Annotated in this window: 18 protein-coding genes; 11 read left to right on the forward strand and 7 right to left on the reverse strand. The window is 64.5% G+C overall.

Annotated elements, in window-relative coordinates; genetic code table 11:
* Positions 1-90 precede the first annotated feature (90 nt).
* From M9955_01110 to M9955_01130, 5 genes are all read left to right on the forward strand, one after another.
* Positions 91-2,124 (forward strand): 5'-nucleotidase C-terminal domain-containing protein, encoded by a 2,034-nt coding sequence (locus M9955_01110; protein ID MCO5080235.1) that lies wholly within the window; start codon positions 91-93, stop codon positions 2,122-2,124.
* 178 nt (positions 2,125-2,302) lie between these two features.
* On the forward strand, positions 2,303-3,355 hold the full coding sequence (hemH, locus tag M9955_01115) for a ferrochelatase (protein MCO5080236.1): 1,053 nt from the start codon (positions 2,303-2,305) through the stop codon (positions 3,353-3,355).
* Positions 3,356-3,422: 67 nt separating this feature from the next.
* Positions 3,423-4,625: an FAD-binding oxidoreductase gene (locus tag M9955_01120; protein ID MCO5080237.1), complete on the forward strand. Its 1,203-nt coding sequence runs from the start codon at positions 3,423-3,425 to the stop codon at positions 4,623-4,625.
* Between the two features lie 104 nt (positions 4,626-4,729).
* Positions 4,730-5,677, forward strand: coding sequence for an SPFH/Band 7/PHB domain protein (locus tag M9955_01125; protein MCO5080238.1), 948 nt, complete (start codon positions 4,730-4,732; stop codon positions 5,675-5,677).
* Between the two features lie 24 nt (positions 5,678-5,701).
* Positions 5,702-6,124 carry an NfeD family protein gene (locus M9955_01130; protein ID MCO5080239.1) on the forward strand — a complete coding sequence of 141 codons (423 nt, stop codon included), beginning with the start codon at positions 5,702-5,704 and terminating at the stop codon, positions 6,122-6,124.
* 48 nt (positions 6,125-6,172) lie between these two features.
* On the opposite strand, the gene M9955_01135 is transcribed toward M9955_01130, so the two are convergent.
* A complete protein-coding gene (locus M9955_01135) occupies positions 6,173-7,171 on the reverse strand; it encodes a KpsF/GutQ family sugar-phosphate isomerase (protein ID MCO5080240.1) in 999 nt (332 codons plus the stop codon).
* A 151-nt stretch (positions 7,172-7,322) separates the two neighbouring features.
* Here M9955_01135 and M9955_01140 point away from each other — a divergent pair, with 151 nt between their 5' ends.
* Complete coding sequence (locus M9955_01140) at positions 7,323-9,089, forward strand: outer membrane beta-barrel protein (GenBank protein ID MCO5080241.1); 1,767 nt, start codon at positions 7,323-7,325, stop codon at positions 9,087-9,089.
* A 13-nt stretch (positions 9,090-9,102) separates the two neighbouring features.
* On the opposite strand, the gene galU is transcribed toward M9955_01140, so the two are convergent.
* On the reverse strand, positions 9,103-10,008 hold the full coding sequence (gene galU / locus M9955_01145; protein MCO5080242.1) for a UTP--glucose-1-phosphate uridylyltransferase GalU: 906 nt from the start codon (positions 10,006-10,008) through the stop codon (positions 9,103-9,105).
* Positions 10,009-10,210: 202 nt separating this feature from the next.
* Here galU and M9955_01150 point away from each other — a divergent pair, with 202 nt between their 5' ends.
* Complete coding sequence (locus M9955_01150) at positions 10,211-11,437, forward strand: lytic murein transglycosylase (GenBank protein MCO5080243.1); 1,227 nt, start codon at positions 10,211-10,213, stop codon at positions 11,435-11,437.
* Between the two features lie 10 nt (positions 11,438-11,447).
* Complete coding sequence (locus tag M9955_01155; protein ID MCO5080244.1) at positions 11,448-12,701, forward strand: DUF459 domain-containing protein; 1,254 nt, start codon at positions 11,448-11,450, stop codon at positions 12,699-12,701.
* A 4-nt stretch (positions 12,702-12,705) separates the two neighbouring features.
* Here the strand turns inward: M9955_01155 and M9955_01160 are convergent, their stop codons facing one another.
* On the reverse strand, positions 12,706-14,160 hold the full coding sequence (locus M9955_01160; protein MCO5080245.1) for a glutamate synthase subunit beta: 1,455 nt from the start codon (positions 14,158-14,160) through the stop codon (positions 12,706-12,708).
* A gap of 184 nt (positions 14,161-14,344) precedes the next feature.
* Positions 14,345-19,063, reverse strand: a complete 4,719-nt coding sequence (gltB, locus tag M9955_01165; GenBank protein MCO5080246.1) for a glutamate synthase large subunit — start codon at positions 19,061-19,063, stop codon at positions 14,345-14,347.
* A gap of 360 nt (positions 19,064-19,423) precedes the next feature.
* Between gltB and M9955_01170 the strand changes: the two genes are divergently transcribed.
* Entirely contained in the window at positions 19,424-20,476 is a 1,053-nt protein-coding gene (locus M9955_01170; GenBank protein MCO5080247.1) for a low specificity L-threonine aldolase, read from the forward strand.
* Positions 20,477-20,604: 128 nt separating this feature from the next.
* Entirely contained in the window at positions 20,605-21,687 is a 1,083-nt protein-coding gene (locus M9955_01175) for a D-alanine--D-alanine ligase (GenBank protein ID MCO5080248.1), read from the forward strand.
* Between the two features lie 90 nt (positions 21,688-21,777).
* On the opposite strand, the gene M9955_01180 is transcribed toward M9955_01175, so the two are convergent.
* Positions 21,778-22,257, reverse strand: coding sequence for an Hsp20 family protein (locus M9955_01180; GenBank protein MCO5080249.1), 480 nt, complete (start codon positions 22,255-22,257; stop codon positions 21,778-21,780).
* 467 nt (positions 22,258-22,724) lie between these two features.
* On the opposite strand from M9955_01180, the gene M9955_01185 reads away from it, so the two are divergent.
* Entirely contained in the window at positions 22,725-23,726 is a 1,002-nt protein-coding gene (locus tag M9955_01185) for an alpha/beta hydrolase (GenBank protein MCO5080250.1), read from the forward strand.
* On the opposite strand, the gene hisN is transcribed toward M9955_01185, so the two are convergent.
* Positions 23,727-24,500, reverse strand: a complete 774-nt coding sequence (gene hisN / locus M9955_01190) for a histidinol-phosphatase (protein ID MCO5080251.1) — start codon at positions 24,498-24,500, stop codon at positions 23,727-23,729. It lies immediately after the preceding gene.
* A gap of 224 nt (positions 24,501-24,724) precedes the next feature.
* Positions 24,725-25,615: an N-formylglutamate amidohydrolase gene (locus M9955_01195; GenBank protein MCO5080252.1), complete on the reverse strand. Its 891-nt coding sequence runs from the start codon at positions 25,613-25,615 to the stop codon at positions 24,725-24,727.
* Positions 25,616-25,781: the final 166 nt, after the last annotated feature.

Below are 25,781 nucleotides of genomic sequence, written 5' to 3' on the forward strand. Positions count from 1 at the left end.
GTGAGATTGTTGGAAAGAAAGCTGTCGCACGCCGGTCAGGGAGTGCGTCTAAAGCTCTTGCCTGCAGTGGAATCACAGGGAGTACGATCGATGAAGAGAATTCTCGCAACGGCGGCCTTGTCGGTGTCCGCCTTGGCCATTTCGGCCGGCGCTTCATTTGCCGACTACACGCTGAACATCCTGCACATCAACGACTGGCACAGCCGTATTGAATCGAACAACAAGTTCGAATCGACCTGCTCCGCCGAGGAGGAAGGCAAGGGCGAGTGCATAGGCGGCGCCGCGCGTCTGATCACCGCGATCAATCAGGAACGCGAGAAGCTGAAGGACCAGAACGTCATCCTGCTCAACGCTGGCGACAACTTCCAGGGTTCCCTGTTCTACACGACCTATAAGGGCAAGGCCGAGGGCGAGTTCCTCAACCAGATGAAGTTCGACGCCATGGCGCTCGGCAACCACGAGTTCGACGATGGCGAGGAGGCGCTGGTTCCGTTCATCGAGCAGGCGCAGTTTCCGATTCTCGGCGTCAACATCAAGCCCAACAACCAGTCCAAGGCGAACGGCAAGATCAAGCCGTCGGTCGTTCTTGAGATCGGCGGCCAGAAGATCGGCATCGTCGGCGCGGTTACGACCGAAACGCCGGACATCGCTTCCCCCGGTCCCAACATCCAGATCGAGGACGACGTCGCCAACATCGCCGCCGAGGTGAAGAAGCTAGCCGGCGAGGGCGTCGACAAGATCATCGCGCTGACCCATGTCGGCTATCCGCGCGACATGGAAATGATCGCCAGGATTCCCGGCGTCGACGTCGTGGTGGGCGGCCACACCCACACGCTGCTTTCGAACACCGACGACAAGGCCGCCGGCCCGTACCCGACCATGATCGACAACCCGCTCGGCTACAAGGTGCCGGTCGTCCAGGCTGCGTCCTATTCAAAGGTGCTCGGCGCGCTTCAGGTGACGTTCAGCGACATCGGGATCGTCAAGGAAGCCAAGGGCGACCCGATTTCGCTCGACAAGTCGGTGACGCCTGATGAAAACGTGCTCAAGCGTATCGCCGAGCTCGGCGCGCCGATCGATGATCTGAAGAAGCAGGAAGTCGGCGAGACCGCAGCTCCGATCGACGGCAGCCGCGAAAGCTGCCGGGCTCGCGAATGCGAGATGGGCAACCTCGTTTCGGACGCCGTTTTGGACCGCACCAAGGGCCAGGGCGTCACCATCGTCGTTTCGAACGGCGGCGGCCTGCGCGCGTCCATCGACCAGGGCAAGGTGACCATGGGCGAGGTGCTGACGGTGCTGCCGTTCCAGAACACGGTCGCGACGTTCCAGATCACCGGCGCCGATCTTGTCGCCGGACTGGAAAACGGCGTCAGCCAGCTCGAAGACGGCGCCGGCCGTTTCGCGCAGGTCGCCGGCTTGAAGTACAGCTTCGACAAGTCGGTCGCGCCCAATGAGGGCCGCGTCAAGGACGTGCAGGTTCAGGAGGGCGGCAACTGGGTGCCGATCGATCCGGCCAAGCTCTACACCGTCGCCACCAACAACTATGTGCGCGGCGGCGGCGACGGCTACAAGGTTTTCGCGGAAAAGGCGCAGAACGCCTATGACTTCGGCCCCGGACTGGAACAGGTCGTCGCGGACTACCTGAAGGCCAACAGCCCGTATACGCCGAAGCTCGAAGGCCGCATCACGGAGATCGCGCAGGCCGCTCCCGCCGAGCCGGCCCCTGCTGAAAATCCGCCGGCCGAAACGACGACACCGCCGGCCGAGGCAACCCCGCCCGCGGTGACGACCCCCGAACTGCCGGCCGGCTCGAACGACATCGCGAACACGCCGCCGACGATCGCGCCGGAACCCGCTCCCGCGCCGGCCGAACCGGCTCCCGCCCCCGCCGAACCTGCTCCGGCACCAGCGGAGCCGGCACCCGCGCCGGCCGAGCCCGCACCGGCGCAGCCTGCGACGCAGGACCGCGAGCACGTCGTCGTCGCCGGCGACAATTTCTGGGATCTCGCCGAGCAGTATTACGGCGACGGCGAGAAATGGCACCTGATCCAGGACGCCAACGCCGACTACAAGCCGCGTTTCATTCCCGTCGGCGCGACCTTGAAGATCCCGGCTGCGAACTGATCGCGCCGAAACCGATGTAGCGCCCGTCCGGTGGTTCCGGACGGGCGTTTCATTCGGCGAACCGGCTCTTGCGCCTGCGGCCAGACGCGACATTGTCTTGGATGCATTCTCGATTAGATGACTGCGTCACGATAAGCGCGCGGGAGTCCACCGCAACCGCATTGCGCCGGAGAGAGAGATGAACGATCCAGCTCGCGCGAGCGACGCCAGAAACACGACGCCGGGCAGCCTCTCCACCGGCCATCCGCCCAGGATCGGGGTACTGCTTGTCAATCTCGGTACGCCGGACGGCACGGATTACCGTTCGATGAGGCGCTATCTGGCCGAATTCCTATCCGACCGGCGCGTCATCGAGACCTCGCCTCTCAAATGGTACCCGATCCTCTACGGCATCGTGCTCAACGTACGCCCGCAAAAATCCGGCGCGAACTACGAGAAGATCTGGAACCGTGAGAAAAACGAATCGCCGCTGCGCACATTCACGCGCAGCCAGAGCGAGAAACTGACGGCTGCGCTTGCCGATCTGCCGAACGTGGTGGTGGAATGGGGCATGCGCTACGGCAATCCTTCGACCGCCGGGGCTCTGGACAATCTCATCGCAAAGGGCTGTCGCCGTATCCTCGCTTTTCCGCTCTATCCGCAATATTCCGCTACGACGACCGCCACGGCGAACGACAAGCTGTTCGAGGCGTTGATGGCGCTGCGCGACCAGCCGGCCATTCGCACCGTGCCGCACTATCATGACGAGGATGTCTATATCGACGCGCTGGCCGCCTCGATCGAAAGACACCTTGCCACCCTCGACTTCGAGCCGGAAGTCGTGCTCGCTTCCTATCACGGCCTGCCCGTCTCCTATGCGCGGAAGGGAGACCCCTATCCCGAACATTGCATGGCCACGTCGCGCCTGCTGCGCGAAAGGCTGGGCTGGAGCGAGAAAAGGCTGCTGACCACCTTCCAGTCGCGCTTCGGTTCGGAGGAATGGCTCCAGCCCTACACGGACAAGACGGTCGAGCGGCTGGCCGGCGAAGGCGTGAAATCGATCGCCATCGTCAATCCCGGTTTCTCCTCCGATTGCATCGAGACGCTGGAAGAGATCGACGGCGAGGTGCGCGAGATTTTCATGCACGCCGGCGGCAGGAACTTCGCCCATATTCCCTGCCTGAACGACAGCGCCGAGGGTATGCAGGTCATCGAAACTTTGGTCCGCCGCGAGTTGCAGGGCTGGATTTAGGCAACGCGGCCTTTCCCGGAACTCTGCTCGCGTCGGCGCGTTTGGACGCGGTGACGAGGGGCCTGCCATGCAACGCAAACTGGATCTGCGAACCGGACGTCCTGTCTGGACAGCCTATCGCGCGCCCGCCGTGCCGACCGGGCGGCTGGCTCGCGACGTCAGCACGGATGTTCTCGTCGTCGGCATGGGTATCGGCGGCGCGCTGCTGGCGGATTCGCTTACCGCCGCCGGCCTCGATGTCGTTCTCATCGATCGGCGGGGCGCGATGAAGGGCTCGACGCCGGCCACCACTGCCTTGATCCAGTTCGAGATCGACCAGCCGCTGTCCGTTCTCTCGAAGAAGATCGGACGCGCCAAGGCGGAGCGTGCCTGGCGGCGCTCGCGGCTGGCGCTCGCTTCGCTGAAGGCACGGATCGAGGATCGCCGCATCGCCTGCAACATGGCGGAGCGCCCGTCGCTCTACCTCGCTGGCAGCGAACTCGGCCCGCGCGCGCTGGAGGCGGAAGGCGAAGCACGACGCGCTGCCGGCCTCGCCGCGACGTTCCTTCCACGTGCCGCCATGCGCGAAACCTACCGCATCGATCGCGCCGCCATCCGCAGCCAGGGCAATATCACGCTCGACCCGCGTCGGCTGACGGCGGGTCTCCTGCTTGCGGCGCGCGAGCGCGGCGCACGCTTTTTCGCCCCGGTAGAGGCGAAGGACTTCGTGGCGCGCAAGGACGGCGTGGACGTGACCACCGACACCGGCCACATCATCGGGGCGAAGCACGTCATTCTCGCCACCGGCTACGAAGTGATGGACTTCGTGCCGCATGCGCCGCACAGGATCATCTCGACATGGGCCATCGCCACCCGGCCGCAGAAACCCGCGCTCTGGCCTGAACGCGCGCTGATCTGGGAGGCTTCCGATCCTTATCTCTACCTTCGTGCTACCGATGATGGACGCGTCATCTGCGGCGGCGAGGACGAGGAATTCGAGGACGAGGAGAAGCGGGACGCACTCATCGGGGAAAAATCGGCGCGCATAGCGGAAAAGCTGAAGGCGCTCCTGCCCGACCTCGACACGCGTCCGGATTTTACCTGGACAGGATCGTTCGGCACGACGACCACCGGCCTGCCTTTCATCGGCGCCCTGCCAAATCGTCCGCGCATCTTCGCGGTGATGGGCTATGGCGGCAACGGCATCACCTATGCCGAGATTGCCGCCGGACTGGTGACAACCGCCATTCTGGGCGGCAGGGACCCCGATACCGATCTCTTCGCTTTCTGACCCCGAACGATTGTAACGCGCTCCAAACACACATAAGTCTTTTTCGGGCTTATCAGTGCGCGCGGCGCGCCCACAGGGTCTGGCACTGGTCGAGGGAGGCTTGCATGCCGTTCAGCGGTTTCGACATCATCATTCCGGTTCTGATCGTTCTCGTCCTGCTCGTGATCTTCATGGGCGTCAGGACCGTCCCGCAGGGTTACAACTACACCGTTGAACGCTTTGGCCGTTACACCAAGACGCTTTCCCCCGGCCTCAACATCATCATCCCTTTCATCGACCGCGTCGGCGCGAAGATGAACATGATGGAGCAGGTGCTCGACGTCCCGACGCAGGAGGTCATCACCAAGGACAACGCCATCGTCTCGGTGGACGGCGTCGCCTTCTATCAGGTACTCAACGCGCCGCAGGCGGCCTATCAGGTCTCCGGCCTCCAGAACGCCATCCTCAACCTGACGATGACGAACATCCGTTCGGTCATGGGTTCGATGGACCTCGACGAGCTTCTGTCGAACCGCGACGCCATCAACGAACGCCTGCTGCGCATCGTCGACGAGGCGGCTCATGTCTGGGGCATCAAGGTCACGCGCGTCGAGATCAAGGACATCAACCCGCCGGCAAATCTGGTCGAATCGATGGCCCGCCAGATGATGGCGGAACGCAATAAGCGCGCTCAGATTCTTGAGGCAGAGGGTCTGAAGCAGGCGCAGGTGCTGGAGGCGGAGGGCCGCAAGGAAGCCGCCTTCCGCGATGCCGAGGCGCGCGAGCGCGCGGCCGAAGCCGAGGCCCGCGCCACGCAGGTCGTGTCGGAGGCCATCGCCAAGGGCGACGTGCAGGCGATCAACTACTTCGTGGCGCAGAGATACACCGAGGCGCTGGCCAAGATGGCTTCGGCCAACAACAGCAAGGTCGTGCTGATGCCGCTGGAAGCCTCGTCGCTGATCGGCTCGCTAAGCGGCATCGGCGCCATCGCGAAGGAAGTGTTCGGCGATGGCGGCACGACCTCGGTCCGGCCGTCCGGATCGCGTCCGCCGCGCATCGGCACGGAAAGCTGACGGATCGGCTGAAGGATTGCTGCCATGCTTGAGCGCATCTTCCTGGAACTCGGTCCCTGGACCTGGATGGTGCTGGGCTTCATCCTGCTTGCGCTGGAGATCGTCGTTCCCGGCATCTTCCTTCTGTGGATCGGCATCGCCGCGATCCTGACCGGCACGCTCTCCCTCCAGCTATGGGGCTGGGAATTCTGGACGTGGCACGTGCAGGTGCTGGTCTTTCTCGCTCTGGCGCTTGCATCGGCATATATCGGCAAACGCGTCGCCGGCTCGGAAAAGACGCAATCCGACCAGCCGCTTCTCAACCGCCGCAGCGCGCAGCTTCTTGGTCGAACGGCGACACTGTCCGAGCCGATCCGGGAGGGTCGCGGCCGCATCCAGCTCGGCGACACGCTTTGGCGCGTCTCGGGCCCGGACCTGCCGGTCGGCACGCGTGTCCGCGTGGTGTAGGTCGCGGACAGCGATCTGGAACTGGTCGTCGAGCCGGTCTGAGCCGTTTCAGACTGCGCCTAGCCGCAGGAAATCGTGGAAGTGGACGATGCCCACCGGGCGGTTGTCCTCGGTCACCACCAGCGCGCTGATGCGGTATTCGTCCAGCATGGCCACCGCCTTGCCGGCCAGCGTGTCCGGCGAGACCGTCTTGGGCGTGGTCGTCATCACGTCGTCGACGATGATGTCGCGCAGGTCGCGATGAAGATTGCGCGCGACATCGCCGTCCGTGATGATGCCTGCCAGCGTCCCGTCATCTTCCAGCACGCAGACACAACCCACCTTCTTCTTCGATAACGTCATCACCGCCTCGGGCATTCTGGCGCCTCGCAACGCGGTCGGGATCTGATCTCCGGTGCGCATGATCTCGGACACATGCGTGAGGTGCGCGCCGAGCTGGCCGCCGGGATGGAAGGTGCGAAAGTGATCCGGCGTGAAGCCGCGCTGTTCCAGCAGCGCAACCGCCAGCGCATCGCCGATGACGAGTTGCAGGAGCGTCGACGTCGTCGGGGCCAACCCGTGCGGACATGCCTCCTGCACGCGCGGCAGCAGGAGCACGGCGGTCGCCTCGCGCGCCAGCGTCGAGGTCTCGCCGGCCGTGATGGCGATCAGCGGAATGCTGAAGCGTCGCGCATAGGCGACGATGCCCTTCAGCTCCGACGTCTCCCCCGACCACGACATGGCGATGATCGCATCGTCCCTGCCGATCATGCCGAGATCACCGTGATTGGCTTCGGCCGGATGCACGAAGAAGGCCGGCGTTCCGGTCGAGGCGAGCGTGGCGGCGAGCTTCGAGCCGATGTGTCCGCTCTTGCCGACGCCGGTGACGATGACCCGGCCGCCGACGCCCGCAAGCAGGTCCACAGCCTGCGCGAAAGGTTCGGAAAGGCCGTTTTCGAGCGCTGCCGCGAGGGCGGCGACCCCCGCCTGCTCGGTTGCGACGGTTCGCATCGCCGACTCGATCGCGGCATCCCTGCCGCCGGAACTGGTCGCCAAACGGGCTCTCATGCGCTGCGCTTACTCCTTGGCGTGTCCGCTGTCTAACGGAGATTTGCCGCGTACGACGTGCTTCGCACCGCCGCTCAACGCTTGGTTAACCATCCCGATTTACGGTTCGGTAACGCTGGCGCAACTGCGCCGGGAGACGTTCAGGGTGCAAATGTCAAAGGTCGGCCGGCTCGCCAGCCCGGGAATATCGCGGTCACGGCTGCGCATGTCGTGCGCGGCGGCCGCACTGCTGGCCGTCATGGGGCCCTGGCACGCATTGGCGCAGGATCGCGACGCCCTGCGTGGTGAAGTGCCTGAGTCCGAGATCAACGATGAATTGCTGCGCCGCCAGCAGCTCCGCGATACGCGGCAGGCGACAGGCGCTGCTGCGGCGCAGGCCCGGACGCAGTCGGCGCCCGCTGCCGCGCCTCCCTACCGGCCCGTAAGCGAAGGCGCGGTTCCGGATGCGGAGGAGGAGCAGGGAGAGCGCGACGGGAGCATTTTCGGCGATGCGCAAACCCGGTCCGACAGTCTGGACGAGGAACGTCCGCAGTCAGGTCGTGCCACATCCGCTGCCCGCCGCCGTGCCGCCGACCGCATCGCGGGACCCCGCGCGCCGGACACGACCGGATCGACGCGACGCACCACGGCCAGCGAAGAGCCGGCCGAGGACGCAGAGGACAGCGACGACACCGAGGACGGTATCGAGCCTGTCGGAACGGTGGACAGCGAGACCGACCTCCGCATCGATCCTCGCGCCGAGCGAGTCGGAGCCATCGAAGGGCTGGACCGGCCCGAGGAGGAAAACCCGTACGCGCCGCTCGGTTTGAGGGTCGGCACGTTCAATCTCTATTCGACGCTCGAACAGGGCCTCAACTGGACGTCGAACGCCAACTATTCCGAAAATGCCCGGTCCGCATTGCGTTCGGAGACCTCGCTGCGGTTTCGTGCTGAGTCCGACTGGGCACGGCATTCGGCCCGCATGGAAGCCTTTGGCACGCTGCGCGAGACGATCGACGGCGCCCAGGTCGACGACAATGACGCAGGTTTCGACGGCGAACTGCGCCTCGATATCACGGACGAGTTACGCGCGATCGGCACGCTGAACTACGCCATCCGGCCGGAAGACGCCTCGTCGCCCGTCGTCATCGAAGACGCCGTGTCGCGCCCGATCCGCCAGACGCTGGAGGGCACGGCGGGCCTGGAGAAGGATCTCGGCAAGCTCCGCTTCGGCATCACCGGAGGACTGGTCAGCGATACCTATGGCGATGCCGATCTCGCCAATGGCGACGTTCTTTCCCAGAAGGAGCGGGACTCCCTGCTGGCGACCGTCAAGCTGCGGACCGGCTACGAGATCTCACCGGCCCTGACTCCCTTCGCAGAGCTGGAGGTCGGGCGGCGCGAGTATGACGTCACCACGGATTCCGCCGGATTCCACCGGTCGTCAGATCGTCTGGCCCTGCGTGCCGGCGTGGAACTCGACATGGGCGAGAAGCTGCGCGGCGAGATCGCGGCCGGTTGGCTGCGCGAGCGGCCCGATGATGATCGCCTGAGCGACATCTCCACTCCCACCCTCGATGCCAATCTGCGCTGGTCGCCGGAACGCGGCACCGATGTTACGCTGTTCGGGTCAACCACGGTCGAAACGACGGACACGCCGGACCAGAGCGGTTCCCTGCTCTATACGGGCCGGCTGAGCGTCGACCGTCAAATCCGCGCCAACCTTACGGGCAACGCTTCGCTGGGCGCGGCATGGCGCGACTATGTCGGGTCCGACGGCCACGATCTCACGCTCAGCGCCGAGGTGGGACTCACCTGGTGGCTCAACCGCTATCTCGGCATCACCGGCCGCGCCCGCCACGAGCAGCTTGAAAGCAACCTGGAGGGGCGCGACGTGAAAACCGACACGGTATTCCTCGGCGTGCGACTGCAGCGCTGAACAGGTCGCCGGCTCAACCCGCCGACGCCTGCTTCTCCGTCCGGCTGATCTCGCGCAACAGGCGTTCGATCGTATACCTCATGCCGTGGTTGATGTCGGAACGCCACAGCGCGAAAGCGACATTGGCCTCGACGAATCCCTCGGGCGAGCCGCAATCATAGGTGCGCCCGGTGAAATGGTAGCCGTAGAAAGGCTGCTCCTTCTGGAGCTTCAGCATGGCGTCTGTCAGTTGGATCTCGTTGCCGGCGCCTGTTTCCTGGCTGCTCAACACCTCGAATATCTCCGGCTGGAGGATATAGCGGCCATTGATATAGAGGTTCGAAGGCGCGGTGCCCGGCTTCGGCTTCTCGACCATGCCCGTGATCCGGAAGCCGCCATGGGCGCCCTCGCCCTTGCCCACGATACCGTATTTGTGCGTTTCCGCGGGATCGCATTCCTGCACGGCGATCAGGTTGCCGCCCGTCCGCTCGTAGATGTCGACCATGTCCTTCAGGCAGCCGCGCTCTGACTGCATGATCATGTCGGGCAGCAGCAGCGCGAACGGCTCGTCGCCGACGAGATCGCGCGCGCACCATACCGCGTGGCCGAGGCCGAGCGGCACCTGCTGGCGCGTGAAGCTGGTCTGGCCCGGCAGCGGCTGAAGCTCCTGAAGCCGCGCGAGCTGATCGTCTTTCCCGCGCTGGGCGAGCGTGTTGTAGAGTTCGAACTGGACGTCGAAATGGTCCTCGATGACCGCCTTGTTGCGGCCGGTCACGAAGATGAAATGCTCGATGCCGGCCTCGCGGGCCTCATCCACCACATACTGGATCACCGGCCGGTCGACGACGGTCAGCATTTCCTTGGGAATCGCCTTCGTCGCCGGCAGAAAACGTGTGCCCAGTCCCGCTACGGGGAAAACCGCCTTGCGTAGTCTCTTCATACCGATCTCTTGTTTACGGTCCGGTCGCCATTCCGGCGACACTTTCACGTCGAAATTGAGGAATATTGAACAAAATTGTACCGGCGATGCCGGAGATGTCATCAACGCCGCTGACAATTCCGGGTTCCACTCCTCTATGGTAAACCACTTGCTAACCGCGTTCGAGTTCAATGAGGTTTTCGGGACGACCAAGGAGGCACGAATGCCCGTTCGCGGAACTCTGAGGCGGCTTGCCGGCGCATGCGCGGCGGCCGGATTTTCGCTTTCTCTCATCTTCTCGTCCTTGCCGGCGCATGCGGAGCCCGGCTTCGAGGGCTGGGTGAGGAGCTTCAAGGCGACGGCCGTGAAAAGCGGCGTGTCGGGCGCCATCTATGACCGCGCCTTCCGCGGCATCACCTCGGCTGACCCGGAAGTGCTGGAAAAAGCGCGCACGCAGCCGGAATTCAAGGCGCCGGTCTGGGACTATTTCGACAACCGCGTGCACGAGGAATCCGTCGCGACGGGCCGGGCGATGGCAAAGAAATACAAAGCCTGGCTGGACAGGATCGAGGCGCGCTTCGGCGTCGACCGCCATGTTCTGCTGGCCATCTGGTCGATGGAATCGAACTACGGCGAGATCCTGAAGAACGATCAGGTCATGCGTTCCGTCGTGCGCTCGCTGGCGACCCTTGCCTACGCTGATCAGAAGCGCGCGAAGTTCGCGCGCACGCAGCTTATCGCGGCCCTCAAGATCCTCCAGACGGGCGACATCGACGAAAGCCACCTGCAGGGCTCATGGGCAGGAGCGATGGGCCATACCCAGTTCATCCCGACGAGCTACCAGGCCTATGCGGTGGACATGGACGGCAACGGCAAGCGCGACATCTGGAACTCGGTGCCCGATGCGCTGGCGACGGCCGCCAATCTCCTGCGCAAGAATGGCTGGCAGTCGGGCCGGACCTGGGGCTACGAGGTCAATCTGCCGGACGGGCGCAAATTCCCGAACGGCACGCTCAGCCTGTCGAAGTGGCAGGATCTCGGCGTCGAGCGCGCATCCGGCAAGCCGTTCCGCAACGGCAGCGACAAGGCGACGCTGAAGGTGCCGGACGGCCGCGGCGGGCCTGCATTCCTCGTCACCAACAATTTCTCCGTGCTCAAGCGCTACAACAACGCCGACAAATACGCGCTCGCCGTCGGCCTTCTTGCCGACCAGATTGCCGGCTACGGACAACTCGTGCGGGACTGGCAGCGTCCTTTCACCAAGCTGAGCTTCGCCGAGAAGCAGGAACTTCAGAAGCGGCTCTACGAGAGCGGCTATTATGAGGGCAAATTCGACGGCAAGATCGGTTCGGGCTCGCGCAAGGCCATCATGGCCTTCCAGGAACGGGCCGGGTTGACGCCGGACGGCCATCCGAGCATGGAAGTCCTGAAGTCGCTAAGGCGGCAATGACGGAGCGGGAATGGAAGCGAGGGCAGCGCGGCGATCGGGAAATGCGACGCGCGTCCTGATTCCGGGGATCGTTGCCGCCGTCATCGCTGCGTTCGCGATCTTCACCGTTTCCATCTCCTTCACGACAGATGCCATCGCGCAGGAGAGGCCGAAACGCTGGTTCTCTCTGCGCCAGCTCTTTGCGCCGCGACGCGAAGAGCCGCCGCCGCGCGTGCTGCGCGACCTCTCCGAACTGCCGCGGGTGAAGCAGCAGCGCGCCCGCGACGCGGCGACCGCCGCGAAGAAACGGAGCGCACCGCGCGAGCCTGAAATCGTGGTCAAGGAAAAGTCGCCGGACGCGCGCGTCGTGCTGGTGATCGGAGACTTCACGGGCGCCGCTCTGGCGCAAGGCCTCGGCGTCGCCTACGCCGAGAATCCCAATGTCACGGTGATTGACCGCACGCGCGCGTCGTCAGGCCTTGTTCGTCAGGACGTATACGACTGGCCAGCGGAAGTGGCGGCCGTGGTCGAGAAGGAGAAGCCGGCCGCCATCGTGCTGATGATCGGCGCCAACGACCGCCAGCAGATGCGGGTCGGCGACACGCGCGAGGCGGCACGCTCCGCCAACTGGACCAGGGAATACGAGCACCGCGCCAAGGCGTTGGCAGACGCCGCCATTGCGACAAGGGTGCCCCTGCTCTGGGCCGGCATCCCTTCCTTCAAATCAACCAAGATGTCCGAGGATATGCTCGCCTTCAACGAGATGTATCGCGCCACGGCGACCACGGCTGGGGCCGAGTTCATCGACATCTGGGACGGGTTCATAGACGAGAACGGCGCATTCGTCAGTTCCGGACCCGACATCAACGGCCAACCCGCGCGCCTGCGCGCCAATGACGGCATCAACTTCACCGCCGCCGGCAGGCGCAAGCTGGCGTTTTATGCGGAAAAGCCGCTCGCCAAGATTCTCGGCCTGTCCGCAACGGCAGGGCCTGCCGGCTCTGCCATCTTGCCTGACGTGCCGATCGATCCCAAAGCGCCTATGCCGGTCGACCGGACGCTGCCCATGTCGCTGGACGATCCGGCATTGGATGGCGGCACCGAGCTTCTCGGCGCGAGTCCCGTAGCGGGAAAAGCGACAGTAGGCGACACCGCCCTGATCGGCGCGCCCGCCGCGAAAGCCACCGCCGGCCGCGCCGACGATTTTTCCTGGCCGCCGCAGATCGCGGCGCCCGCCGTGGCAATGCCAACGCCGGCCGACCAGACAACGGCGGCGACGCGATAGCGGCTCAGCGCGGCAACACGCTCGATCCCATGAGCGTTTCGTCGATCGCGCGCGCGGCCTGCCGTCCCTCGCGGATCGCCCACACGACCAGCGACTGGCCGCGCCGAACGTCGCCGGCAGCGAAAAGCCGATCTACGTTCGTCCGGTAATCGCGATCGTTCGCCGCGACATTGATCGATCGCCGCGTATCCGTCACCGTCGTCAGGCGGTCGCCCAGATTGGCCAACACGCCGGTGGAGAGCGGTCCCGCGAAGCCGATGGCGATGAAGGCAAGATCCGCCCGGATGACGAATTCGGTGCCCGGTATCGGCTTGCGCCTCTCGTCTACCTCGCAGCACTTCACGCCGGTCAGCACGCCTTCCTCGCCGATGAATTCGAGCGTCGCCACCTGGAATTCGCGATTGGCGCCTTCCGCCTGGCTGGAGGAAGTTCGCATCTTCGTGGCCCAGTAGGGCCAGACGGCGAGCTTGTCCTCTTTCTCCGGCGGCTGCGGGCGAATGTCGAGCTGGGTGACGCGCACCGCGCCCTGCCGAAACGCCGTGCCGACGCAGTCCGACGCCGTATCGCCGCCGCCGACGACGACCACATGCTGGCCGCTGGCGACGATGGGTTCCTCCGGCCACGCCACGGACTGGATGTCCTCGTTGCCGACGCGCTTGTTCTGCTGAACGAGGTAGGGCATCGCATCGTGCACGCCCTTGAACTCCGCACCCGGAATGCCGGCCGGCCTCGGCGTCTCGGAGCCGCCGCAATAGAGCACGGCATCGTGCTCCGCGAGCAGTTCGTCGACCGTCCTGTCGACGCCGACATTGACGCCGCAATGGAAGGTCACGCCTTCGCCCTGCATCTGCGCGACGCGGGCGTCGATCGTGTGCTTCTCCATCTTGAAGTCCGGGATGCCGAAGCGCAGCAGGCCACCGGGCTTCGATTCCCGCTCGTAGACATGCACCTCATGCCCGGCGCGGCCGAGCTGCTGGGCGGCCGCGAGACCCGCCGGCCCGGAGCCGATGATCGCGACCGACTTGCCCGTCTTCGCCGCAGCCGGCTGCGGACGGATGAAGCCCGTCTCGTAAGCCTTGTCGGCGATCGCCTGTTCGACCGTCTTGATGGCGACCGGAATATCTTCCAGGTTCAGCGTGCAGGCTTCCTCGCAGGGCGCGGGACAGATGCGGCCGGTCCACTCCGGAAAATTGTTTGTGGAGTGGAGATTGCGGATCGCGCTCTCCCAATCGCCATTGTAGACGAGGTCGTTCCAGTCAGGGATCTGGTTGTGGATCGGGCAACCCGTCGGTCCGTGACAGTAGGGCACGCCGCAATCCATGCAGCGCGCGGCCTGTTTCTCGACCTCCTTGTCCGACATCGGCAGCGTGAACTCGCGGAAATGCCGGATGCGGTCGGACGCCGGCTGGTACTTGTGCACCTGCCGGTCGATTTCGAGAAATCCCGTAACCTTGCCCATGGCTCATCCTCGGACTTGCGTTCGACCCGGGACGATGCGTCACCGGACGGTCGTGCGTATTTGATCGGAGATCCGGAGTCTGCCTCCGGCATTCAAGACCGCACAGGCGGCCCCGTCAATCAGCGCGGACGCGCTCCGGGTTTGAGCGAGGGAGGAACGCCCCTCGGGAAGATCGCCAGCCGCATCATTCCGCCGCCACGCTCATGCGCAGACGCTCCATCTCCTGCAGCGCGCGGCGGTATTCGACGGGCATCACTTTCCGGAACTTCGGCCGGTATGTCGCCCAGTCGTCGAGGATGGCCTTGCCCTTGGTCGAGCCGGTATAGTGCACATGGTTCGCGATGAGTTGGTAGAGGCGTTCCTCGTCATGGCTGGTCATGTCGCCGGAGACGTCCACGCGCCCCTTATGCGCGATGTCGCCGCCATGATGGTGGAGCTTCTCCATCAAATCGTCTTCCTCGGGCACCGGCTCGAGTTCGACCATGGCCATGTTACAGCGCTTGGCGAAGTCGCCCTGCTCGTCCAGCACATAGGCGACGCCGCCCGACATGCCGGCGGCGAAGTTGCGGCCGGTCTGCCCGATGACGACGACAACGCCGCCCGTCATGTATTCGCAGCCATGGTCGCCCACGCCCTCGACAACCGTCACCGCGCCGGAATTGCGCACGGCGAACCGCTCGCCCGCGACGCCGCGGAAGTAGCATTCACCCTCGGTGGCGCCGTAGAGCACGGTATTGCCGACGATGATGGAATCTTCGGCCACGATCTTCGCCTCGTCCGACGGACGGATGACGATGCGGCCGCCCGAAAGACCCTTGCCGACATAGTCGTTGCCGTCGCCGATCAGATCGAACGAAATGCCGCGCGCCAGAAAGGCGCCGAAGGATTGTCCGGCCGTGCCCGTCAGCTTCACGGAGATCGTTTCGTCGCGCAGGCCCTTGTGCTTGAAGCGCTTGACCAGTTCGCCCGAAAGCATCGCGCCGGCCGAGCGATCGACGTTCCGGATCGGCATCTCGATCTGCACCGGCTGGCGCGCTTCCAGCGCCGGTCTTGCTAGCTCGATCAGCTTGCGGTCGAGCACATCGTCGATCGGATGCTGCTGCCTTGCCGTCCAGCGGATTTCTTCCTTCGGGGCCTCCGGCTTGTAGAAGAGCCTTGAGAAATCGAGGCCCTTCATCTTCCAGTGGTCGATCAGATCGCGCTTTTCCAGCAAGTCGCTGTCGCCGATGATCTCGTCGAGTCTGGTATACCCCATCGCCGCCAGCAACTCGCGCACCTCTTCCGCCACATAGAAGAAGTAGTTGATGACGTGCTCCGGCGTGCCCTTGAAGCGCTTGCGCAGCACCGGGTCCTGCGTCGCGACGCCGACCGGGCAGGTATTCAGGTGGCACTTGCGCATCATGATGCAGCCCGCCGCGATCAGCGGCGCGGTGGAGAAGCCGAACTCGTCGGCTCCCAGCAGAGCGCCGATGATGACGTCGCGGCCGGTCTTCAGCCCGCCGTCGACCTGTAGCGCGACTCTGGAGCGCAGCCGGTTGAGCACCAGCGTCTGGTGGGTTTCGGCAAGCCCGATCTCCCACGGCGACCCGGCATGCTTGAGCGAGGTCAGCGGCGATGCGCCCGTGCCGCCGTCATAGCCCGAGATGGTGATATGATCGGCGCGCGCCTTGGCGACGCCGGCCGCGACCGTGCCGACGCCCACCTCGGACACCAGCTTCACCGACACGTCGGCCGCCGGATTGACGTTCTTCAGATCGTAGATGAGCTGCGCCAGATCCTCGATCGAATAGATATCGTGGTGCGGCGGCGGCGAGATGAGGCCGACGCCCTGCGTCGAATGCCGGGTCTTGGCGATCGTCGCGTCCACCTTGTGGCCCGGCAACTGGCCGCCCTCGCCGGGCTTGGCGCCCTGCGCCACCTTGATCTGCATCACGTCGGAATTGACGAGATACTCCGTCGTCACGCCGAACCGGCCCGACGCCACCTGCTTGATCGCCGAACGCTCGGGATTCACGCCACCGCCGGGCAGCGGCAGGTAGCGGTCGGGCTCCTCGCCGCCCTCGCCCGTGTTCGACTTGCCGCCGATCTTGTTCATGGCCTTGGCCAGAGTCGTATGCGCCTCGCGGCTGATCGATCCGAACGACATCGCGCCGGTGGAGAAGCGCTTGACGATCTCGGCTGCCGGCTCGACATCCTCCAGCGGAACCGGCTCGCGGCCCGTCTCCCCGGCCAGCCTGATCTGAAACAGGCCGCGAATGTTCTGCGCCCGCGCCGAAGCGCTGTCGACCTGCTCGGAAAACTCCTTGAACGTGTCCCATGAACCCTTGCGCACCGCGTGTTGCAGCGTCGCGACGGCATCCGGCGTCCACATATGCGCTTCGCCGCGCATGCGGAACATGTATTCGCCGCCAACGTCCAGCGCATTTCTGAGAACGGGATCGTTGCCGAACGCGTCGGCATGGCGGCGCACGGTCTCGGCCGAGATTTCCTCAAGCCCGACGCCCTCGATCGTGGTCGCCGTGCCGGTGAAGTACTTCTCGACGAAATCGGACTTCAGGCCGACGGCATCGAAAATCTGGGCGCCGCAATAGGACTGATAGGTCGAGATGCCCATCTTGGACATGACCTTGAGGATGCCCTTGCCGATGGACTTGATGTAGCGCGTCACCAGTTCGTCCGCGTCGACCTCCGGCGGGAACTCACCGCGGCGGTGCATGTCGGTGAGCGTGTCGAAGGCGAGGTAGGGATTGATCGCCTCCGCGCCGTAGCCGGCAAGGCAGCAGAAATGATGCACCTCGCGCGGCTCGCCCGATTCCACGACGAGGCCGACAGACGTCCGCAGCCCCTTGCGCACGAGATGATGGTGCACCGCCGCCGTCGCCAGCAGCGTGGGGATGTCGATACGGTCCGGTCCGATCTGCCGGTCCGACAGGATGATGATGTTGTAGCCGCCGGCCACCGCCGCCTCGGCACGCTCGCACAGGCGCTCGATCGCCGCCGGCATGCCGGCCGCCCCCTCCGTCACCGAATAGGTGATGTCGATCGTCTTGGTGTCGAAACTGTCCTCGGTATGGCCGATGGAGCGGATCTTCTCCAGATCCGCGTTGGTGAGGATCGGCTGACGCACTTCCAGCCGCTTGCGGCGCGAGGTGCCGACGAGGTCGAGGATGTTCGGCCGCGGCCCGATGAAGGAGACGAGGCTCATCACCAGCTCCTCGCGGATCGGATCGATCGGCGGATTGGTGACCTGCGCGAAATTCTGCTTGAAGTAATGATAGAGCAGCTTCGGCTTGTCAGACATGGCCGCGATCGGCGTGTCGGTGCCCATCGAGCCCACGGCTTCCTGTCCGGTGGTCGCCATGGGCGCCATCAGAAGCCTGGTGTCTTCCTGCGTATAGCCGAAGGCCTGCTGACGATCGAGCAGCGTGACATCCTTGCGCAGCGCGCGCGGTTCGACCGGATTCAGGTCTTCCAGAATGAGTTGCGTGCGTGCCAGCCAGTCCTTGTAGGGATGCTTGCCGGCGATCTCCGACTTGATCTCGTCGTCCGAGATGATGCGGCCCTTGACGAGATCGATCAGCAGCATCTTGCCCGGCTGCAGCCGCCACTTGCGGACGATGTGCTTTTCCGGAACCACCAGCGCGCCGGCTTCGGACGCCATGATGACGCGATCGTCGTCCGTAACCACGTAGCGCGCCGGGCGCAGGCCGTTGCGGTCGAGCGTCGCGCCGATCTGGCGGCCATCGGTGAAGGCGACCGCAGCAGGGCCGTCCCACGGCTCCATCAGCGCCGCATGATACTCGTAGAATGCCTTGCGGTCGGCAGGCATCGTCTTGTTGCCGGCCCACGCCTCCGGGATCAGCATCATCATGGCGTGCGCGAGCGTGTAGCCGCCCTGGAACAGGAACTCCAACGCGTTGTCGAAGCAGGCCGTATCCGACTGCCCCTCGTAGGAGATCGGCCACAGCTTGGAGATGTCGTTGCCGAACAGTTCGCTGTCGACGGATGCCTGACGCGCCGCCATCCAGTTGTTGTTGCCGCGCACCGTGTTGATCTCGCCGTTGTGCGCGACCATGCGGTAGGGATGCGCCAGCTTCCATGACGGGAAGGTGTTGGTCGAGAAACGCTGGTGGACGAGGATCAGCGCAGTCTCGAAACGCTGATCGCTGAGGTCCTTGTAGTAGGCACCGACCTGATAGGCGAGGAACATGCCCTTGTAGACGATGGTGCGGGCCGACAGGGAGACGCAATAGGCGCCGATGTCCCTGTTGTTGTTCTCGGCATAGATGCGGCCCGATATGACCTTGCGCAGCACGTAGAGCCGCGCCTCGTATTCCTCGTCATTGTCGATTTCGGCAGGCCGCCCGATGAAGACCTGCCGGTGGAACGGCTCCGACGCGGCGATCTCCGGCGCCTTGGACAGCGAGGAATTGTCGACCGGCACGTCGCGGAAGCCGAGCAGCGGCAATCCCTCGGACTGCGCCGACTCGGCGATGATGTCGTTGATATGGGCGCGCAGCTCTGGGTCCTGCGGCATGAACCAGTGGCCGACGCCGTAGTGGCCGGGCTGTGGAAGTTCCACGCCGCGCCCGGCCATCTCCTCGCGGAAGAACCGATCGGGGATCTGGACGAGCACGCCGGCCCCGTCGCCCATAAGCGGGTCTGCGCCCACCGCGCCTCGATGCGTCAGGTTCTCCAGCATGGCCAGACCGTCCTTGACGATTTGGTGTGACTTGACGCCCTTCATCTGCGCGATGAAGCCGACGCCACATGCGTCATGCTCGTTGCGCGGATCATAAAGGCCCTGTGCGGCCGGCAGTCCGGACGGATTTTTGACGGCGGTCGCCTTCGTCTGTACGGCGGTCGCAATTTCCGTCGCTACAGATGGGGCCTTCACCGACATCGTCCTGTCCTCCGTTTACGCCCTGCCGGGCACCTCAGCCAGCGGCGCGAGAAACTCCCGCCGCTCACACCAAGAGCCGGAATGGCGGCATCATACGCCAATTCCAGCCCGCAACCCGAAAATTAAATAAGACAGCATTACTGTCCTATCTGTATCTATGGCAGAAACGGGGCACGGATACAAGACCGAAATGAAAAGAAACGGAAGCGGGCGCGACCGATCGTGTCGCTGGCACGCGCAATCAAGAAATTTTATTTCTCTACATGAAATGTGTCATCGCCCGGACGGCTTGAAATTTCCCATGTATTTTAAAGCTCGGCGCGATAGAAGGCGCGCGATTGCCGTGAAGATTGGATCTCCATGTTTTTTGCCTCAGACAATTGGGCCGGCGCGCATCCGGCCATCGCAGCCAGCCTCGTGGAAAATGCCGGCGGCTTCGCGTCCGCCTACGGCACGAGCGAATTCGACAAGGCTGTCGAACGCAAGTTCAGCGAAATCTTCGAACGCGACGTCGCGGTTCTCTTCGTCGGTACCGGAACCGCCGCGAATTCGCTTTCGCTCGCCTCCGTCGCGAAGCCCGGCGGCGTCGCTTTCGCCCACCGCGAAGCCCATGTCATCGCCGACGAATGCGGCGCGCCGGAATATCTGTCCGGTTCGCTGCGCCTCGCGCCGATCGATGGGCCAACAGGAAAGATGACCGCCGAGAATCTGCACGCCGGCGTGTCGCGCTTCGCGCCCGAGATCGTGCATGACGGGCGGCCTGTCGCCGTCTCGCTCACGCAGGCGACGGAAGCCGGCACCGTCTACACGCTCGACGAGATTGCGGCGCTGGCCGCTGTCGCGAAGGAATTCGGCCTGCCGGTGCACATGGACGGCGCCCGCTTCGCCAATGCGCTTGTCGCGCTCAATACGACGCCGGCCGAGATGACGTGGAAACGCGGCGTCGATCTGCTTTCCTTCGGCGGCACCAAGAATGGCTGCTGGTGCGCCGAGGCCGTCGTGCTTTTCGACCCCGCCGGCGCCAAGGATTTCTGCTTCATCCGCAAGCGCGCCGCGCAGTTGTTCTCGAAATCGCGCTTCATCGCCGCGCAATTTGACGCGTATTTCCGGGATGACCTCTGGCTCGCGAACGCCCGTCACGCCAATGCGATGGCGGCTCGTCTGGCGAGCGCCTTCCGCGCATCCAACACCGCGCGTCTCGCATGGGAGCCGGGTGCGAACGAAGTCTTCGCAATCCTTTCGAATAAGACCATTCACGCCGCCAAGGCAGCCAGCGCGGCTTTCTACGAATGGCACACGCCGGCCGCGCTGGCGGGTCAGGTTTCGCGAGACGAGCAGCTTTGTCGCTTCGTGACCAGCTTCGCCACCACCGAGGAGGAGGTGACGCGGCTCGCGGAGCTGATCCGGCAGTGACGCGCAAATGACGGGTCCTACGCGATAGCTCTTGGAAATCTGCACGACTCCGCCTTTTTGCGGGCGGCGGCGACCGGCCCCATGCGTTGCGCCGCCGGAGCGCGGCGCGAAGGAGAGGGAGAAGGAATTTGAGCAGGAAACGCTCGGTCGCCGTGCTGTTCGGCGGACGTTCCGCCGAACACGACGTATCCGTCATGTCTGCAGCGAATGTCATGCAGGCCATCGATCCGGCAAAATACGAGGTCGTCCCGATCAGGATCGAGCGCGACGGGCGATGGCTTCTCCACAGGTTCGGCCCGGAAGGATCGCTTGGCGCGCCGAAAAACACCGGACTACAGGTGGCATTGATGCCGGGCGGCTCCGGCGCGCTGGTGACGATGTCGCCGGTCGTGGCCGATGGCACGCTGCCGGAGATCGACGTCATCTTTCCGGTCCTGCACGGTCCCTATGGCGAGGACGGCAGCGTGCAGGGCCTGGCCGAGACGGCAGGCATCGCCTATGTCGGTTGCGGCGTGGCGAGTTCCGCCATCTGCATGGACAAGGACCTGACCAAGCGCCTGCTGGTCGCGGCCGACGTGCCGATGGCACGGTCGCTCACCATGCGGCCCGGCATGTCGGTCCCGTTCGAGACTGTGAAGCGCGAACTTGGCATGCCCGTTTTCGTCAAGCCGGCGCGCCAGGGCTCGTCCTTCGGCGTCGGCAAGGCCGATAGTCCGCAGGCCCTCGCGACGGCTCTCGCGAACGCCTTCGAACATGACGACAAACTGCTGATCGAAGAATTTGTGCCGGCGCGGGAGATCGAATGCGCGGTGTTGGAGAAGCCGGACGGTTCGCTGGTCGTTTCCGATCCCGGCGAGATCATCACCGCCGCTTCCCACCAGTTCTATACCTACGAGGCGAAATATCTCGACACCGGCGGCACCGTCGTCCGGACGCCGGCCGATGTTCCCGACGCGGCGAAGAAAGCATGCCGCGAAACCGCGGCCAAGGCATTCAGGACGCTCGAATGCAGCGGCATGGCGCGCGTGGATTTCTTCCTGCGAAAGGACGGAGAATTGCTGCTGAACGAGGTGAACACCATACCGGGCTTCACCAATATGAGCATGTATCCGAAAGCGCTGGAATCCGGCGGCGTGTCCTACACGGAAGCGGTGGATACGCTGATCCAGACCGCGATCGCCCGCCATTCCGGAAAAGCGCGTGAGGCGTGACTCCGCGCCGGATGCGAAAAGGCGGCGCCCGACGACGCCGCCCTTTTGAGCCGGGAGGAGGAGCCGGCTACGGGGAAAGTTTCAGTTGGTTCAGTTGACCGACTGGCCTTCGATCTGCTTCGCGGTATTGCCCGATACCGAGCTGATCGCGATCTTGCGGGGCTTCAGCTCTTCCGGGATCGTGCGCTTCAGGTCGATATGGAGCAGGCCGTTCTTCAGATTGGCGCCCACGACCTCGACGTGATCGGCAAGTTGGAAGCGCCGCTCGAACGAGCGCGAGGCGATGCCGCGATAAAGCAGTTCGCTGCCCTCGGCGTTCTTCTCTTCGCTGCGCTCACCCTTGATGGTCAGAACGTTGCGGTGGGCTTCGATCGAAATCTCGTCATCCGAGAAACCGGCTACCGCCATCGAGATGCGATAAGCGTCCTCGCCCGTACGCTCGATATTGTAGGGCGGATAGCTTGTCTGGCTCTGGCCGCCTTCAGGCTGCGCAAGGGAGTCGAGCATGGTGAAAAGGCGATCGAAACCGACGGTCGACCGGTAGAGCGGGGAAAAATCAACGTGACGCATGTGTGTTCTCCATTGAGCAACAATTGTTTGCGTTATGACCTGAGAGGAACCCGTCTGGCGTTCCCTTGCGGTCAGCGGTCCCGCCTTCGGCGACCGCATGATTGATTTGGGTGCGGCCCGTCGCCGTTTCAAGAGAAAACCGAGAGCAATCGACTTGCACCCGCCCGAAGCTGCCGCGCCGCATGAACGGGCGATGAACGCAGCCTTCGGCCCATGTTCAGATCGTGCGCCATATCCTCCATTCCAGAGTGAAACAGCGGCGCATCGAGCTTCAGCGCCGCGAAGATGCCGGCCGGGTGCAACGTCCCTTCCTCCCGGTTCAGCAGAGGCCGGAGGCCGCAAGGATGCGGTCTTCGGCCTTCACTTTTTACGGCGACGGATGTCGAAAAGCCTACTGCACTGCACGCCGCTATGGAGTCTTTCGCGATTTGCGGTCAGACTTCCCCGAAGAACCGCAGAACGTAGCGATGAGCACGGACATACTTTTCGGAACGCCCGGCAATCCGGTGCCGCCGCACGGCAACGCCGGCCACTTCGAGGCCGCCGACGGCGCACGCATCCGCCATGCCCGCTTCCGGCCGGCGCCGGGCGTGGTGAACAAGGGCACTGTCCTCGTCCTGCAAGGCCGCAACGAATGCATCGAGAAATATTTCGAGACCATCGGCGACCTCACCGGCCGCGGCTTCACCGTCGCCATGGCCGACTGGCGCGGACAGGGCGGCTCGCAACGCCTGCTGCGCAACCCGCAGCGTGGCTACGTCCGCTCCTTCGATGACTATGTGCGCGACTTCGAGAGGTTCTTTCAGGAACACGTCCTGGACGATTGCGACGGCCCGTACTACGTGCTCGGCCATTCCACCGGTACGCTGATCGCGCTGCTGGCAGCTCCCGCGCTCACCAATCGCGTGCGGCGCATGGTGCTGGCTGCGCCATTTCTGGCAGTGCAGGGCTTTCCGTTCTCGATGCGCAACATCCGGCGCATCACCGGCGCGCTCCGCATGATGGGACTGGGCTGGCTCTACGCGACCGGCGGCCCGCGCCGGCGGCTGCCTTTCGCCACCAACCCGCTGACCAGCGACCTGACGCGCTTCGAGCGCAATGCCGACCTGATCGACGCACAGCCCTCCCTCGCCATGGGCGGACCGACGGCGACCTGGGTCAACCGGGTCTGCATCGCGGTCGAGCAGGTCACCGAACCGGATTTCATGGCGCGGATCCAGATACCGATCCTGTTCGTGGCGGCCGGCGCCGACACGGTCGTCTCGACTGCGACGATCGAACGCTACGCGCGCGGCCTGCGCTCGGGCGCTGTCGTCACCATCGACGGCGCCCGCCACGAACTGCTGCAGGAGGCGGACCTTTATCGCGAGCAGTTCCTGGCGGCCTTCGACGCCTTCATTCCCGGCAGCGACGCCGTGTTCGCGGAGACTGCGCCGGGCGTTCCGGTCGAAGCGGAAGTGCCTGCCTGATCAGTCTTTTAGCGCTTCCATCGCAGCGGCGTGGAGTTCTGGCGTCGCCGCCGCCAGAATGTCGCCGCCCTTCTCCGCCGGGCCGCCGTCGAAGGTCGTCACCACGCCGCCCGCCTGCTCGATGATCGGGATCAACGCCACGATGTCGTACGGCTTGAGTCCCGGATCGGTGACGATGTCGACCTGCCCGGCGGCGACCATGGCGAAGGCATAGCAGTCGGCCCCGTAACGCGGCATGCGCACCATGGTCTCAAAACGGTCGTAGACCGCCCGTTTCGATCCCTTGAACAGCGCGGGTGTGGTGGTGAACAGCGTGGCGTCCGCAAGTCTCGTCGTCTTGCGCGCCTTCAGCACGCGTGGCCCGCCCGGCCCTTCGTAGCGGGACGTCTCGCCGTCGGCATAGAACAATTCGCCGGTGAAGGGCTGCGACATCATTCCCGCCACGGCCTCGCCTCCGACGGTCAGGCCGACCAGCGTTCCCCACACCGGCAGACCGGAGATGAAGGCGCGTGTCCCGTCGATGGGGTCGATGACCCACATGTGATCGGCGCCCTCGTTCACCGTGCCGTGCTCCTCGCCGAGTATCCCATGCTCGGGATAGGCCTCCAGGATCACGCGTTTGATTGCCTGCTCGGCCTCCCGGTCCGCCTCGGTGACAGGATCGAAACCCGCTTCGAGCTTGTTCACCACGTCTGCTGCGCCGCGAAAGCGCGGCAGCGTCTCGCCAGCGGCGGCGGCCGCGATGCGGCGCATGAACTCTGCACTGATCTTCATGGCGAAATCCCGGAATTCCTGGAGCGGTGAGGCGCGTAGACCGTTTGTGGCGGCCCGTACAGGCCCGACACGTTAAAATCATCAAAGTTGCTTGACATTTGTGCGGCGCAACATAAAGTTGGCGTCGAACAGGTTTCCTGTTCATGCCCTCCTTGGGCGTTTCCTCCCTAGACTTCGACCGCGTCGGCAACGGTGCGGTCTTTTTTTCGGCACCGCGCGGGCGTCTATTCCGCGGCCAGCGGCGGCGCCGCGAGTTCGTGTTCCGGAATGGCGATCAGGTCCGCCGTGAAGCGCAGCAGGTCTTCCGCCAGCGCCTCGAATCCGGGCGATTTCCGGAATGTCCGCTCGTCCATGTAGAGACCCCGGTTGATCTCGATCTGCAGCGCGTGCAGCCCCCGGGCCGGACGGCCGTAATGTTCCGTGATGTAGCCGCCGGCATAGGGTTTGTTGTGGGTCACGGTGTAGCCCATGGCGCTCAGCAGGCCGATGGCATGTTCGATCAGCGCCGGAGCCGCCGATGTGCCGAAACGGTCGCCGATTATGAAGTCGGGCCGAACGTTGTTCGCACCGATGCGCACGCTGGCCGGCATCGAATGGCAGTCGATCAGGACGGCGATCCCGAATCGCGCATGCGTTCGCGTCACCAACCCCTTAAGGCACTCGTGGAACGGTTTGTAGATGCCCTCGATGCGGCTGACCGCCTCGGAAAGGCGGATTCGCGACGGATAGATGTCCTGCCCCTCCCCGACCAGCTTCGGGATTGTTCCGAGACCGCCCGCGACGCGCGCCGACCGCGCATTGACGAAGGACGGCAGCGGCTCCGCGAACATGCGCGGATCGAGTTCCCATGGCTCGCGGTTGACGTCGAGATAGGCGCGCGGAAAATTCGCGACAAGCAACGGGGCGCCAAGCGTGGCGGCGCCGGCGAAGAGTTCGTCGACGAAGCAGTCCTCGGAACGGCGAATCGCCTGCCCGTCCAGCCGCGCCATCCTCAGGAAGCGTTCAGGATAGTAGCGGCCGCTGTGCGGGGAGCAGAAAACGAAAGGAACGCGCTGTTCGATGCTGGAACGGACTTCGAAAGGAACCGTGGCCGAAAAATCCTCGACTACTGTCATGGCGCACGCCCCGCGCCGGAAAGTCTATGATCCATCGGGCGAAAGTGCCATCGCGGCCCGCGGCTGTCCAGCGTCTGCGCGGTGGAATCCGCACGGCCCAACGCGCCGCATTCACTTGATGTTTACCGTCGGCTCTTCATATACAGCATGGTTAACGCGGCGCCCC

It is taken from the genome of Rhizobiaceae bacterium (assembly GCA_023953845.1).
Lineage (GTDB): Bacteria > Pseudomonadota > Alphaproteobacteria > Rhizobiales > Rhizobiaceae > Arvimicrobium.

Coding starts and splice junctions, on each gene's coding strand:
- gltB (MCO5080246.1), bottom strand. CDS start 19,063: ATGTCGGTGAAGGCCCCATCTGTAGCGACGGAAATTGCGACCGCCGTA.
- galU (MCO5080242.1), bottom strand. CDS start 10,008: ATGAAGAGACTACGCAAGGCGGTTTTCCCCGTAGCGGGACTGGGCACA.
- M9955_01110 (MCO5080235.1), top strand. CDS start 91: ATGAAGAGAATTCTCGCAACGGCGGCCTTGTCGGTGTCCGCCTTGGCC.
- M9955_01185 (MCO5080250.1), top strand. CDS start 22,725: ATGAGCACGGACATACTTTTCGGAACGCCCGGCAATCCGGTGCCGCCG.
- M9955_01150 (MCO5080243.1), top strand. CDS start 10,211: ATGCCCGTTCGCGGAACTCTGAGGCGGCTTGCCGGCGCATGCGCGGCG.
- M9955_01135 (MCO5080240.1), bottom strand. CDS start 7,171: ATGAGAGCCCGTTTGGCGACCAGTTCCGGCGGCAGGGATGCCGCGATC.
- M9955_01140 (MCO5080241.1), top strand. CDS start 7,323: ATGTCAAAGGTCGGCCGGCTCGCCAGCCCGGGAATATCGCGGTCACGG.
- hisN (MCO5080251.1), bottom strand. CDS start 24,500: ATGAAGATCAGTGCAGAGTTCATGCGCCGCATCGCGGCCGCCGCCGCT.
- M9955_01125 (MCO5080238.1), top strand. CDS start 4,730: ATGCCGTTCAGCGGTTTCGACATCATCATTCCGGTTCTGATCGTTCTC.
- hemH (MCO5080236.1), top strand. CDS start 2,303: ATGAACGATCCAGCTCGCGCGAGCGACGCCAGAAACACGACGCCGGGC.
- M9955_01195 (MCO5080252.1), bottom strand. CDS start 25,615: ATGACAGTAGTCGAGGATTTTTCGGCCACGGTTCCTTTCGAAGTCCGT.
- M9955_01120 (MCO5080237.1), top strand. CDS start 3,423: ATGCAACGCAAACTGGATCTGCGAACCGGACGTCCTGTCTGGACAGCC.
- M9955_01160 (MCO5080245.1), bottom strand. CDS start 14,160: ATGGGCAAGGTTACGGGATTTCTCGAAATCGACCGGCAGGTGCACAAG.
- M9955_01130 (MCO5080239.1), top strand. CDS start 5,702: ATGCTTGAGCGCATCTTCCTGGAACTCGGTCCCTGGACCTGGATGGTG.
- M9955_01180 (MCO5080249.1), bottom strand. CDS start 22,257: ATGCGTCACGTTGATTTTTCCCCGCTCTACCGGTCGACCGTCGGTTTC.
- M9955_01170 (MCO5080247.1), top strand. CDS start 19,424: ATGTTTTTTGCCTCAGACAATTGGGCCGGCGCGCATCCGGCCATCGCA.
- M9955_01155 (MCO5080244.1), top strand. CDS start 11,448: ATGGAAGCGAGGGCAGCGCGGCGATCGGGAAATGCGACGCGCGTCCTG.